At 68.6% G+C, this 11721-nt stretch carries 11 protein-coding genes; 6 read left to right on the top strand and 5 right to left on the bottom strand.

The window, feature by feature from the left end; translation table 11 throughout:
- Positions 1-7: 7 nt before the first annotated feature.
- The 3 genes from AC3A6J_RS17150 to fahA are packed head-to-tail and all read left to right on the top strand — an operon-like array spanning position 8 to position 2871.
- Positions 8-208: a DUF2783 domain-containing protein gene (locus AC3A6J_RS17150; RefSeq protein ID WP_487861174.1), complete on the top strand. Its 201-nt coding sequence runs from the start codon at positions 8-10 to the stop codon at positions 206-208.
- A 52-nt stretch (positions 209-260) separates the two neighbouring features.
- The gene (gene hmgA / locus AC3A6J_RS17145) at positions 261-1565 is read left to right on the top strand and encodes a homogentisate 1,2-dioxygenase (RefSeq protein ID WP_487861173.1); all 1305 of its coding nucleotides are present in this window, start codon (positions 261-263) and stop codon (positions 1563-1565) included.
- A gap of 31 nt (positions 1566-1596) precedes the next feature.
- Positions 1597-2871 (top strand): fumarylacetoacetase, encoded by a 1275-nt coding sequence (fahA, locus tag AC3A6J_RS17140; protein WP_487861172.1) that lies wholly within the window; start codon positions 1597-1599, stop codon positions 2869-2871.
- Here the strand turns inward: fahA and mrdA are convergent, their stop codons facing one another.
- The 4 genes from mrdA to AC3A6J_RS17120 all read right to left on the bottom strand — a co-directional run bounded on the left by mrdA (position 2872) and on the right by AC3A6J_RS17120 (position 7526).
- Positions 2872-4839 carry a penicillin-binding protein 2 gene (mrdA, locus tag AC3A6J_RS17135; RefSeq protein ID WP_487861171.1) on the bottom strand — a complete coding sequence of 656 codons (1968 nt, stop codon included), beginning with the start codon at positions 4837-4839 and terminating at the stop codon, positions 2872-2874.
- Between the two features lie 61 nt (positions 4840-4900).
- Positions 4901-5422, bottom strand: coding sequence for a rod shape-determining protein MreD (mreD, locus tag AC3A6J_RS17130; protein ID WP_487861170.1), 522 nt, complete (start codon positions 5420-5422; stop codon positions 4901-4903).
- On the bottom strand, positions 5419-6396 hold the full coding sequence (gene mreC / locus AC3A6J_RS17125) for a rod shape-determining protein MreC (RefSeq protein WP_487861169.1): 978 nt from the start codon (positions 6394-6396) through the stop codon (positions 5419-5421). The genes mreD and mreC overlap by 4 nt, the downstream gene beginning before the upstream one ends.
- An 86-nt stretch (positions 6397-6482) precedes the next feature.
- Entirely contained in the window at positions 6483-7526 is a 1044-nt protein-coding gene (locus tag AC3A6J_RS17120; protein ID WP_007833435.1) for a rod shape-determining protein, read from the bottom strand.
- A gap of 214 nt (positions 7527-7740) precedes the next feature.
- Here AC3A6J_RS17120 and gatC point away from each other — a divergent pair, with 214 nt between their 5' ends.
- The 3 genes from gatC to gatB are packed head-to-tail and all read left to right on the top strand — an operon-like array spanning position 7741 to position 11026.
- Complete coding sequence (gene gatC, locus AC3A6J_RS17115; protein WP_487861168.1) at positions 7741-8040, top strand: Asp-tRNA(Asn)/Glu-tRNA(Gln) amidotransferase subunit GatC; 300 nt, start codon at positions 7741-7743, stop codon at positions 8038-8040.
- Positions 8037-9530, top strand: a complete 1494-nt coding sequence (gene gatA, locus AC3A6J_RS17110; RefSeq protein WP_487861167.1) for an Asp-tRNA(Asn)/Glu-tRNA(Gln) amidotransferase subunit GatA — start codon at positions 8037-8039, stop codon at positions 9528-9530. The genes gatC and gatA overlap by 4 nt, the downstream gene beginning before the upstream one ends.
- A gap of 2 nt (positions 9531-9532) precedes the next feature.
- Positions 9533-11026, top strand: coding sequence for an Asp-tRNA(Asn)/Glu-tRNA(Gln) amidotransferase subunit GatB (gene gatB / locus AC3A6J_RS17105; protein ID WP_487861166.1), 1494 nt, complete (start codon positions 9533-9535; stop codon positions 11024-11026).
- Positions 11027-11038: 12 nt separating this feature from the next.
- On the opposite strand, the gene AC3A6J_RS17100 is transcribed toward gatB, so the two are convergent.
- The gene (locus AC3A6J_RS17100; RefSeq protein WP_487861165.1) at positions 11039-11713 is read right to left on the bottom strand and encodes a DUF4124 domain-containing protein; all 675 of its coding nucleotides are present in this window, start codon (positions 11711-11713) and stop codon (positions 11039-11041) included.
- Positions 11714-11721: the final 8 nt, after the last annotated feature.

The following is an 11721-nucleotide window of genomic DNA, read 5'->3' as shown; positions in this document are numbered from 1 at the left end:
CCACGCCATGACCACCCTGCCACCACCGACCCTGATCACCGAGCCGCACCTCGAAGCGCCCGATGACTTCTACGAAGCACTGATCGAAGCCCACCAAGGCCTCGGCGCCGAAGAGAGCCACGCCTACAACGCGCGCCTCGTGCTGGTGCTCGCCAACCACATCGGCTCGCTAACCGTGCTGCGCGAGGCGCTCGCGGCGGCGAAGTGAATGCCCTGCGGGCAGCCGATTTTCTTTTTTCCTTGAACCCCAAGACCACACCATGACCGCCACCTACCAAAGCGGCTTCGGCAACGAATACGCCAGCGAAGCCGTCGCCGGCGCCCTGCCCCAGGGCCGCAACAATCCGCAGCGCGCGCCCTTCGACCTCTACACCGAACTGCTCTCGGGCACGGCCTTCACCGCGCCGCGCCACGAGAACCGCCGCACCTGGCTCTACCGGCGCCAGCCTTCGGTGGTGTCGGGCCGCTACCAGCCCTACGCGCAGCCCCACTGGACCACCGGCGCCGACCGCGGCATCGCGCTCGCGCCCGAGCCGCTGCGCTGGCACCCGATGCCGCTCGACGGCGCGGCAGGCGCCGACTTCATCGACGGCATGCACACCGTCGCGGCCAACGGCGACGCCGAGTCGCAGGTCGGCATCGGCGCGCTGATGTACCTCGCGGGCCGTTCGATGGACAAGCGCGCCTTCGTCAATGCCGACGGCGAGATGCTCGTGGTGCCGCAGCAGGGCCGCCTCGTGATCACGACCGAACTCGGCGTGCTAGAGGTCAAGCCCGGCGAGATCGCGGTGCTGCCGCGCGGCATGGCGTTCAAGGTGGCGCTGCCGGATTCGGATGCCGGCGCGGGTCCCTCGCGTGGCTACGTCTGCGAGAACTACGGTGCGCACTTCCGCCTGCCCGAGCTCGGTCCGATCGGCTCCAACGGCCTCGCCAACGCGCGCGACTTCCAGGCGCCCGTGGCGGCCTTCGAGGAAGACGGCGGCGCCTGCGAACTCGTGAAAAAGTTCGGCGGCCGCTTCTGGGCCGCACCGACGAAGCAGTCGCCGTTCAACGTGGTCGCCTGGCACGGCAACCTCGCGCCGGTGAAGTACGACACGGCCAACTTCATGGCGATCGGCTCGATCAGCTTCGACCATCCCGATCCCTCGATCTTCACCGTGCTGACCTCGCCGAGCGACACGCCCGGCACCGCGAACTGCGACTTCGTGATCTTCCCGCCGCGCTGGATGGTGATGGAAAACACCTTCCGTCCGCCCTGGTTCCACCGCAACCTGATGAGCGAGTTCATGGGCCTGGTGCTCGGCGAGTACGACGCCAAGCCGGGCGGCTTCAAGCCCGGCGGCGCAAGCCTGCACAACTGCATGGTGCCGCACGGCCCCGACGAGGAGGCCTTCGACAAGGCCACGAACGCCAACCTCCAGCCGCAGAAGCTCGACAACACGCTGGCCTTCATGTTCGAGAGCCGCTACCGCTTCATCCCGACGAACTTCGCACTGAACAGCCCCGCGCTGGACACCGACTATGCCGACTGCTGGGCCGGCCTCAAAAATCACTTCAAGCCCTGACCCGCCGATTTCGAACGGAGAAAGACATTCCATGACCACCGCCACACTGAACACCACCCACGACCCGAAGCTGCGCAGCTGGGTTGCCGGCGCCAACGCAGCCGGCAGCGACTTCCCGATCCAGAACCTGCCGTTCGGGCGCTTCCGCGCCGCGGGCAGCAGCGAGGCCTTCCGCATCGGCGTGGCCATCGGCGACCAGGTGCTCGACCTGCGCGCGGCGGGCCTGGTCGAGACCGACGACATGAACCTGCTGATGGCCGCGAGCGTGCCGGAGCGGCAGGCCCTGCGCGCGGCGATCTCCGCCGGGCTGGCCGAAGGCAGCGGCAAGCAGGCCGCATGGTCGAAGGCATTGACCGCGCAGGCCGGCGCCGAGATGGCCGTGCCTTGCCGCATCGGCGACTACACCGACTTCTACACCGGCATTCATCACGCGACCACCATCGGCAAGCTGTTCCGCCCCGACCAGCCGCTGATGCCCAACTACAAGTGGGTGCCGATCGGGTACCACGGCCGAGCCTCGTCGATCGGCGTGAGTGGCCAGGTGTTCAAGCGCCCGCATGGCCAGACCAAGGCACCCGATGCAGCGGCGCCGAGCTTCGGCCCGTCGAAGCGGCTCGACTACGAACTCGAACTCGGCTTTCTCGTCGGTCGCGGCAATGCGCTCGGCGAACCCGTCGCGATCGGCGAGGCCGAGGACCACCTGTTCGGCGTGACGCTGCTCAACGACTGGTCGGCGCGCGACCTGCAGGCGTGGGAATACCAGCCGCTCGGCCCGTTCCTCGCGAAGAACTTCGCGAGCACGCTGTCGCCGTGGATCGTGACGATGGAAGCGCTCGCGCCCTTCCGCGCGCGGTTCGAGCGCCCGGCCGGCGATCCGCAGCCGCTGCCGTACCTCGACGCACCTTCGAACCGCGAGCGCGGCGCACTCGACATCACGCTCGAAGTGCTGCTGCAGACCGCGAAGATGCGCGCCGAAGGCGCAGCGCCCGTGCGCCTCACGCGCGGCAACACCACCGAGGCCGCCTACTGGACCGCCGCACAACTCATCGCGCACCACACGGTGAACGGCTGCAACCTGCAGCCCGGCGACCTGCTGGGCTCGGGCACGCTCTCGGGCCCGCAGCCCGACCAGGCCGGCTCGCTGATCGAGCTCACGCAAGGCGGCAAGCAGCCGATCACGCTGCCGAACGGCGAGCAGCGCACCTTCCTCGAGGACGGCGACACGCTCGTGATCCGCGGCTATTGCGAGCGCGATGGCGCGGTGCGCATCGGGCTGGGCGAAGTCAGCGGGACGGTCGTCGCGTAGTCAGGGCGCGGGCGCGATCGTGCTGACCATCGGCCATGCCATCTCGCTCGCGATGCGCGGCTTGCCGATCGGTGCGCCGGCCTTGCCGATGCGCACCGCGGCGATGTCGGCTTCGCTCGGATACTGGTCCATGAGCCAGTAGTCGAACACGCGCCGCGCAATGGGCGCCGCGGCGCCGGCGCCCCAGCCCGCGTTCTCGACGATGACCGCGAGCGCGATTTTGGGGTCGGTGGCCGGTGCGTAGGCCATGAACAGCGCATGGTCGCGCTGGTGCTCTTCGAGCGCCTTGGCGTTGTAGCGGGTGTTCCGCGCCTGCGTCATGGCCTGCGCCGTGCCGGTCTTTCCGGCCGCCTGGTAGCCCGCACCCGCGAACACGCCGCGCGCCGTGCCGTTCGAGACCACGCTGGCAAGGCCTTCGCGGATCACCGCGACGTGGGCCGGCTTGTAGCCGAGGTTCTCGGGCGGCGGCTGCGGCAGCGGCACGACCTGGCCGCTCACGGTGTCGCGTGTGGCCAGCACCAGGTGCGGCTTGCGCTTCATGCCGCCGTCGGCCACGATGGCCGTCGCCTGCGCGAGCTGCAGCATCGTGAAGGTGTTGTAGCCCTGGCCGATGCCCAATGAGATGGTCTCGCCCGCGTACCACTTCTTCTGCTCGGGCCGCCGGTAGGCATTGCGCTTCCATTCGGTGCTCGGCAGCACGCCGCGCACCTCGCCGCCCATGTCGATGCCGGTGATCTGGCCGAAGCCGAGCGGCTTCATGAAGTCGTGGATCAGGTCCACGCCCATCTCGTTGGCGAGCGAGTAGTAGTAGATGTTGCTCGACACCTGGATCGAGCGGCGCATGTCGACGCCGCCGAGGTTGCCTTCGGGACTGCCGAAGCGGTGGCCGCCAAAATTGAAATAGCCCGGGTCGTTGACCACCACGTTGGCGCCGCGCTTGCCGGTTTCGAGCGCAGCGAGCGCCATGAAGGGCTTGTAGGTCGATCCGGGCGGGTAGGTACCGCGCAGCGCGCGGTTGAGCAGCGGCTTTTCGATCGATTCGCTGAGTTCCTTCCAGCTCTCGGTGTCGATGCCTTCGACGAACAGGTTCGGGTCGAAGGTGGGCTTGCTCACGAAGGCCAGCACTTCACCGGTCTTGGGATCGATCGCCACGAGCGCACCGCGGCGGTCGCCGTACATGTCCTCGACGAGCTTCTGCAGCTTGATGTCGAGCGACAGCATCACGGTGTTGCCCGGCGTGGCCGGGTGGCTCGCGAGGCGGCGCACCGCACGGCCGCCGGCCGAGGTCTCCATCTGCTCGACGCCGGTCTGGCCGTGCAGCGTCTTCTCGTAGCTCTGCTCGATGCCGAGCTTGCCGATGTAGTCGGTGCCCTTGTAGTTGGCCTGGTCTTCCTCGGGCCATTCCTCCATCGCGGTCTTCTCGCGCTGGTTGATGCGCCCGATGTAGCCGAGCACGTGCGCAGCGGTCTCGCCATGCGGGTAGTTGCGGAACAGCCGCGCCTTGATCTCCACGCCCGGAAAGCGGTAGCGCTGCGCCGCGAAGCGCGCCACTTCCTCGTCGCTCAGGCGCGTGCGGATCGGGATGGAGTCGAAGCTGCGCGAGTCCTCGCGCAGGCGCTTGAAGCGGCGGCGGTCGCGCGGCGAGACCTCGAGCACCTGCGTAAGGCTGTCGATGGTCTCCTCGACGTCGTCCACCTTCGAGGGCGTGATCTCGAGCGTGTAGGCCGAATAGTTCGAGGCCAGCACGATGCCGTTGCGGTCGAGGATCAAGCCGCGGTTGGGCACCACCGGCACGATGGCCGTGCGATTGCTCTCGGCCCGCTCCGCGAGATCGGCGTGCCGCACGACCTGCAGGTAGAACAGGCGCGCGCCGATCAGGCCGAAGGCGAAGAGCACCACGAGGCCGATCACGACCACCCGGCGCTTGAAGCGCGCGAGGTCGGCGGCGACATTGCGGATTTCGGTCATGGCGAAGTGAGCTTAGGTGCGCGCGGCTGCGTTGGCAATGCAAGACCCGGGAACAGCAGGCTCAAAGCGGGCGGTTCTCGTCAGGATCGGGCGTGCGCAATTGCGGCGCGAGCAAGAGCGCGGTCGCCAGCGGCCACAGCGCGGCTTCGATCGCCGGCGAGGCCAGCACCCACCAGCCCGGGAACACGCCGCCACCGATCAGGCGCGCGACGATCTCGATGAACTGCGACACCGCGAACAGCGGCAGCACCTGCAGCGCCTGCGATGCCACCGGGTACCACAGCAGGCGCCGGTGGACGGTGGCGGCGAAGAAGCCGAGCAGGGTGTAGGACAGCGCGTGCTGGCCCAGCATCGCGGCCTCGTGCACATCCATGCACAGACCGAACGCAAAAGCCGCGCCGATGCCCACGCGCATCGGCTGGTGCACGCCCCAGAAAACGATCGCGAGCGCGAGCAGGTCGGGCATCCAGGCGGCGCGGCCGACCGGGATCATGTTGATGAGCAAGGCGACCACGAGGCTCGACCACATGAACAGCGGGCTGACGGGCAGCAGGAGCTGCTGTTGTCCGGGACGTTTGATCATCGGGCACGCTCCGCGGTCTTCTTGTCGGCCTTGTCGGTCTTGGCGGGTTTCGATGCCGCCTTGGCTTCGGGCTTCTTCGTGGGCGCCACGGCAGCCGGCGCAGGCGGCGGTGCCGTCGGGCCACCCGTGGGCGCCAGCACCAGCACGTAGCGCACGGCCGTCACATGCGCGAGCGGCACGCAGTAGATGCGCGCAAAGGCCGAATCGGCGCGGCGCTCGATGCGTTCGATCTTCGCGACCGGCAAGCCGGGCGGATAGACGCCATCGACGCCGCTCGTGGACAGCAGGTCGCCCTCCTGCAGGTCGGCATTGGCGGCCATGAAGCGCAGTTCGAGGCCGCTGCCGTGCGCCGAGGCATCGCCGAAGGCCACGCTGCGCACGCCGGTGCGGGTGTTCTGCACCGGAATGGAAAGATCGCGGTCGATCACCAGCGTGACCTCGCTCGTGAAGGGCAGCACCTGCGTGACCTGGCCCAGCACGCCGTTCGCGTCGATCACCGGCGAGCCCGGGACAACGCCTTGCGTGAGCCCCTGGTCGATGACGATCTTGCGCGTGTAGGGGTCGGCCGCGTCGTAGAGCACCTCGGCCGCACGGCCCGGCGTCTGGGTGGTCTCTCGCAGTTCGAGCAGCGCGCGCAGCCGCGCGTTCTCCTGCGCGAGCGTGTCGGCCTGGCTCGCGCGCTCGGCCTGCAGCATGAGCGCGCGGCGCGCCGCGTCCTCGTTGTGCTGCGCGGTCTGCAGGTCCTCGAAGTAGCGGCCCGCGCCCGTCACGAACTGCACCGGCTTGAGCGCCAGCCATTGCACCGGGTAGAGCACCGCGCCGACCGCCGCGCGGATCGGCTGCACCAGGTGCAGCCGCGCGTCGGCCACCATCAGGAACAGCGCGAGCGTCCCGAAGAAGATCAGCTTGCTCAGCGCCGACTGCCCCTGGTTGAACAGGGGCGGGGCGGAGCGATCGAGCGTGCCCAGGGGCATGGTTCAGATCCGGCTGGCGTGCAACGTCAGATGGCAAAAAGGCCGGCCTGCGCAAGCAGAGCCGGCCGACGGTGGCAGTGGCGCATTCACTCGCTGGTAAAGATGCTGCCCAGGCGGTCCATGCGCTCGAGGGCAATGCCGCATCCGCGCACCACGCAGGTCAGCGGGTCTTCCGCCACCAGCACCGGCAGGCCGGTTTCTTCGGCCAGCAGGCGGTCGAGGTCTCGCAGCAGCGCGCCGCCGCCGGTCAGCATCATGCCGCGTTCGGCGATGTCGGCACCGAGCTCGGGCGGGGTCTGCTCGAGCGCGTTCTTCACGGCCGAGACGATGTTGTTGAGCGGATCGGTCAGGGCTTCCAGCACTTCGTTGCTGCTGATGGTGAAGCTGCGCGGCACGCCTTCGGACAGGTTGCGGCCCTTGACTTCCATTTCCTTGACTTCGGAGCCGGGGAAGGCCGAGCCGATGTTCTTCTTGATGACTTCGGCCGTCGGCTCGCCGATCAGCATGCCGTAGTTGCGGCGGATGTAGTTGATGATGGCTTCGTCGAAGCGGTCGCCGCCGACGCGCACAGAGCCCTTGTAGACCATGCCGCCGAGGCTGATGACGCCCACCTCGGTGGTGCCGCCGCCGATGTCGACCACCATCGAGCCCGAGGCCTCGCTGACCGGCAGGCCGGCGCCGATGGCCGCGGCCATCGGTTCCTCGATCAGGTAGACGGAGGTGGCGCCAGCTGCTTCGGCAGCGTCCTTGATGGCGCGGCGCTCGACCTGGGTCGAGCCGCAGGGCACGCAGATGATGATGCGCGGGCTCGGCGTGAGCAGCGTGCGCGGGTGCACCATCTTGATGAACTGCTTGATCATCTGCTCGGTGATCACGAAGTCGGCGATCACGCCGTCCTTCATCGGGCGGATGGCTTCGATGTTGCCGGGCACCTTGCCGAGCATGGCCTTGGCCTCGCGGCCCACGGCCTGGATCACCTTCTTGCCGTGGGGGCCGCCTTCATGGCGGATCGCGACGACCGAGGGCTCGTCCAGCACGATGCCCTTGTTGCGGGCGAAGATCAGGGTGTTGGCGGTGCCGAGGTCGATGGCCAGGTCGGTGGAAAAGTACCGACGGAAAGCTCCAAACATGTGCGGAATCCTTTGGAGCACGCCTGCGCGTCGGCAGGTCGTCGCTCTTTTTTTGGGTCGTTTGACGGGGTGAATTGATCGTTTTTGGCGCAAAAGCCGGCGCGTTCGCGGGGGTTGCGGCAAAGGCGGGATAATACCCGAATCCCCTCTGAATCCCGTGTCTGCACCCCTCTGGGCGTGCGAATTACTGCCGGTTCCGCGACCGGTCCGACCCATGTCCCTTTCCAGTTCAGATATTGCACGCATTGCCTCGCTCGCAAGGCTGCAGCTTGCGCCAGACGAAAGCGAGCGCATGCTTAGTCAGATCAATGGCTTCTTCGACCTGGTCGAGCGCATGCGCGCCGTCGACACCACCGGCGTCGAGCCGCTGGCCCATCCCGTAGCCGCCCTCGAAGATGTCACGCTGCGCCTGCGTGACGACGTCGTGAGCGAGCCGGACAACCGCGAAGCCAACCAGAAGAGCGCGCCCGCGGTCGAAGCGGGTCTGTTCCTGGTGCCGAAGGTGATCGAATGAGCGCCGGCAAGGACCTGCATCAACGGGGCGTGGCGGAACTGGCGGCGGCGCTGTCCCGGCGCGAGGTGTCGGCCGTCGAGGCGGCGCAGCACTTTCTCGGCCGCATCAAGGCCAACGAGGCGCTCGGCACCTTCCTCGACCTGAACGAGGACGCCACGCTGGCCCAGGCCCGCGCGGCCGACGAGCGGATCGCCGCGGGCGGCGCGCCTGCGCTCGCCGGCGTGCCGATCGCGCACAAGGACATCTTCGCCACCACCGACTTCGCCACCACCGCGGGCTCGAAAATGCTCGCGGGCTACCGCTCGCCCTTCGACGCCACCGTGGTGCGCCGCCTGGCCGAGGCCGGCGCCGTGACGCTGGGCAAGCTCAGCTGCGACGAGTTCGCGATGGGCTCGGCCAACGAGAACGTCGCCGTGCCGGCCGTCGGCCACGACAAGGCCGTGCCGGTGCGCAACCCCTGGAACCTCGAGCGCATCCCCGGCGGTTCGTCGGGTGCCAGCGCGGCGGCCGTGGCGGCGCGGCTCACGCCGGCAGCCACCGGCACCGACACCGGCGGCTCGATCCGCCAGCCGGCCTCGTTCTGCGGCATCACCGGCATCAAGCCGACCTACGGCCGCGCCTCGCGCTACGGCATGGTGGCCTTCGCGTCGAGCCTCGACCAGGCCGGGCCCATGGCGCACTCAGCCGAAGACTGCGCGCTGCTGCTGTCGGCCTTCTGCGGCCCCGACCCCGACCGCGATTCCACCTCGCTCGACCGCCCGGCCGAGGACTTCGGCCGCGCGCTGAACGACTCGCTCGAGGGCCTGCGCATCGGCGTGCCGAAGGAGTTCTTCGGCGACGGCGTGGCGCCCGGCGTGCGCGCGGCCATCGATGCCGCGCTGTCGCAGTACGAGAAGCTCGGCGCCAAGCGTGTCGAAGTCTCGCTGCCGCGCACCGAACTGTCGATTCCCGTCTACTACATCCTGGCCGCGGCCGAGGCCTCGAGCAACCTGAGCCGCTTCGACGGCGTGAAGTTCGGCCACCGCGCGGCGCAGTACAAGGACCTGTCCGACATGTACGGCCGCACGCGCGCCGAAGGCTTCGGCGACGAGGTGAAGCGCCGCATCATGATCGGCACCTACGTGCTCTCGCACGGCTACTACGACGCCTACTACCTGCAGGCGCAGAAGGTGCGCCGCATGATCGCCGACGACTTCCAGCAGGCCTTCAGGCAGTGCGACGTGATCGCGGGCCCCGCGGCGCCGACGACGGCCTGGAAGATCGGCGAACACGGCGACGACCCCGTGGCCGACTACCTCGCCGACATCTTCACGCTGCCGGCCTCTCTCGCCGGCCTGCCCGGCATGAGCGTGCCCGCGGGCTTCGACGCGGGCATGCCCGTGGGCCTGCAGCTGATCGGCAACTACTTCGGCGAAGCGAAGCTGCTCAACGCCGGCCATCGCTTCCAGCAGGCCACCGACTGGCACCTTCGCACGCCGGAGGGCTTCTGACCATGAGCGAGACAGCAGTGAACACCTTCGAAGCACAGCAACAGGGCCGCCCGACCGGCCCGCTGGTGCGCGGCTATGAAGTCATCATCGGCTTCGAGACCCATGCCCAGCTCTCGACCGCGAGCAAGATCTTCAGCCGTGCGTCCACGGCTTTCGGCGCCGAGCCCAACACGCAAGCCTGCGCGGTCGACCTGGCGCTGCCCGGCACGCTGCCGGTAATGAACAAGGGCGCCGTCGAGCGCGCCATCCAGCTCGGTCTCGCGCTCGGCTCGCACATCGCGCCGCGCAGCGTGTTCGCACGCAAGAACTACTTCTACCCCGACCTGCCCAAGGGCTACCAGATCAGCCAGTTCGAGATCCCGGTGGTGCAGGGCGGCACGGTGTCGTTCTTTCTCGGCGAAGAGATGAAGACGGTGCGCCTGGTGCGCGCCCACCTCGAGGAAGACGCGGGCAAGTCGCTGCACGAGGACTTCGTCGGTCAGAGCGGCATCGACCTGAACCGCGCGGGTACGCCGCTTCTGGAGATCGTGACCGAGCCCGACATGCGCTCTACCGCCGAGGCCGTGGCCTATGCGCGCGAGCTGCACAAGATCGTCACCTGGATCGGCATCTGCGACGGCAACATGCAGGAAGGCAGTTTCCGCTGCGACGCCAACGTGTCGGTGCGCAAGCCCGGCGACAAGCTCGGCACGCGGCGCGAGATCAAGAACCTCAACAGCTTCAAGTTCATGCAGCAGGCGATCGACTACGAGATCCGCTGGCAGATCGACGAGATCGAGGACGGCCGCAGGATCGAGCAGGCCACCGTGCTGTTCGACCCCGACACGGGCGAGACGCGTGCCATGCGCGCCAAGGAAGATTCGGCCGACTACCGCTACTTCCCCGATCCCGACCTGCCGCCGCTGGTCATCGCCGCCGACTGGATCGAGCGCGTGAAGGCCACGATGCCCGAGCTGCCGCGCGCGATGGCCGATCGCTACGTGCGCGAGCACGGCCTGTCGGCCTACGACGCGGCGCAGCTCACGCAGAGCGCGGCACTCGCCGGCTACTTCGACGAAGCCGTGGCCGCGGGCGCCACGCCGAAGCTCGCGAGCAACTGGATCACGGGCGAGATGGCGCGGCGGCTCAACGCGGCCGAGATCGGCATCGAGGCCGCGCCGGTCACTGCACAGCAGCTCGCCGCGCTGGTGCAGCGCATCGCCGACGGCACGCTGCCCAACAATGCGGCGCGCCAGGTGTTCGAGGCACTCTGGACCGGCGAAGGCAGCGACGTGGACGCGATCATCGAGGCCAAGGACCTGAAGCCGATGAACGACGCCGGCGCGCTCGACAGGATCCTCGACGAGGTGATTGCGAAGAATGCGAAGAACGTCGAGGAATACCGCGGCGGCAAGGAAAAGGCGCTCAACGGCCTCGTCGGTCAGGTCATGAAGGCCAGCGGCGGCAAGGCCAATCCGGCGCAGGTCACCGAGCTGCTGAAAGCCAAGCTGGGCTGAGGCCCGTCGCGCTCAGCGGTTGGTGCCGCCGTTCTGCGGTGACCAGAGCTGCTTGAGGCGCGTGCGCTCTTCGTCGAAGCGCGCGTTCACGCGCTTCTTCTCGTCTTCCTGTTCGCCGACGAAGCGGTCTTGCACCGCCACGCTGCGCAGGTTGTCCTCGAGCTTGCGGCGCACCGCGCCCGGCGCCTTGCTCACGTCGGCCTTGTAGAACTCGAGCTCCTCGTCGATCTTCCGGCGGTCTTCGGCCAGCTCGACCAGGCGCTTCTTCGCGGCCTGGATCACGGCATCGATCTGCACCAGCGCCTCGGCGCGCTCGCGGTCGTGTACGGTCGCATTGGGGTAGCGCACCAGCAGCGCACGCTCGCGGCGGCGCTCGTCGACGATCCGCGCGGCCTGCAACGCGGCCTCGCGCGCACGGTCTTCGCGCTCGGCGATTTCGCGCGCGGTGTAGGTCGGCTCGATGACGCGGCGCGTGGTGCCGCTCGGGTTCAGTTCGCGCTGCTCGCGGTCGATGCAGGCGGCGATCGGCCGGTCGGCCGTGTGCGTGCGGCCGCGTGCATCGGTGCATGAATAGATGCCGCCTGGCGCAGGCGCCGACGGCACCTGTGCCAGCGCGGCCGCGGGCGCCAGCGCGAGCAGCGCCGCGGCGATCGCCGGATCGAACAGGTGATGGCGAACGTCACGCATGGCGCGGG

The sequence above is a fragment of the Variovorax sp. Soil_C_39 genome, assembly GCF_057656815.1.
This window is presented reverse-complemented; position numbering and strand designations above follow the sequence as displayed.

Bases quoted from the DNA above. Each gene is read 5' to 3' on its own strand.
- AC3A6J_RS17150 (WP_487861174.1), top strand. From the start codon at position 8: ATGACCACCCTGCCACCACCGACCCTGATCACCGAGCCGCACCTCGAA.
- AC3A6J_RS17120 (WP_007833435.1), bottom strand. From the start codon at position 7,526: ATGTTTGGAGCTTTCCGTCGGTACTTTTCCACCGACCTGGCCATCGAC.
- mreD (WP_487861170.1), bottom strand. From the start codon at position 5,422: ATGATCAAACGTCCCGGACAACAGCAGCTCCTGCTGCCCGTCAGCCCG.
- AC3A6J_RS17100 (WP_487861165.1), bottom strand. From the start codon at position 11,713: ATGCGTGACGTTCGCCATCACCTGTTCGATCCGGCGATCGCCGCGGCG.
- hmgA (WP_487861173.1), top strand. From the start codon at position 261: ATGACCGCCACCTACCAAAGCGGCTTCGGCAACGAATACGCCAGCGAA.
- mreC (WP_487861169.1), bottom strand. From the start codon at position 6,396: ATGCCCCTGGGCACGCTCGATCGCTCCGCCCCGCCCCTGTTCAACCAG.
- gatC (WP_487861168.1), top strand. From the start codon at position 7,741: ATGTCCCTTTCCAGTTCAGATATTGCACGCATTGCCTCGCTCGCAAGG.
- gatB (WP_487861166.1), top strand. From the start codon at position 9,533: ATGAGCGAGACAGCAGTGAACACCTTCGAAGCACAGCAACAGGGCCGC.
- mrdA (WP_487861171.1), bottom strand. From the start codon at position 4,839: ATGACCGAAATCCGCAATGTCGCCGCCGACCTCGCGCGCTTCAAGCGC.
- gatA (WP_487861167.1), top strand. From the start codon at position 8,037: ATGAGCGCCGGCAAGGACCTGCATCAACGGGGCGTGGCGGAACTGGCG.
- fahA (WP_487861172.1), top strand. From the start codon at position 1,597: ATGACCACCGCCACACTGAACACCACCCACGACCCGAAGCTGCGCAGC.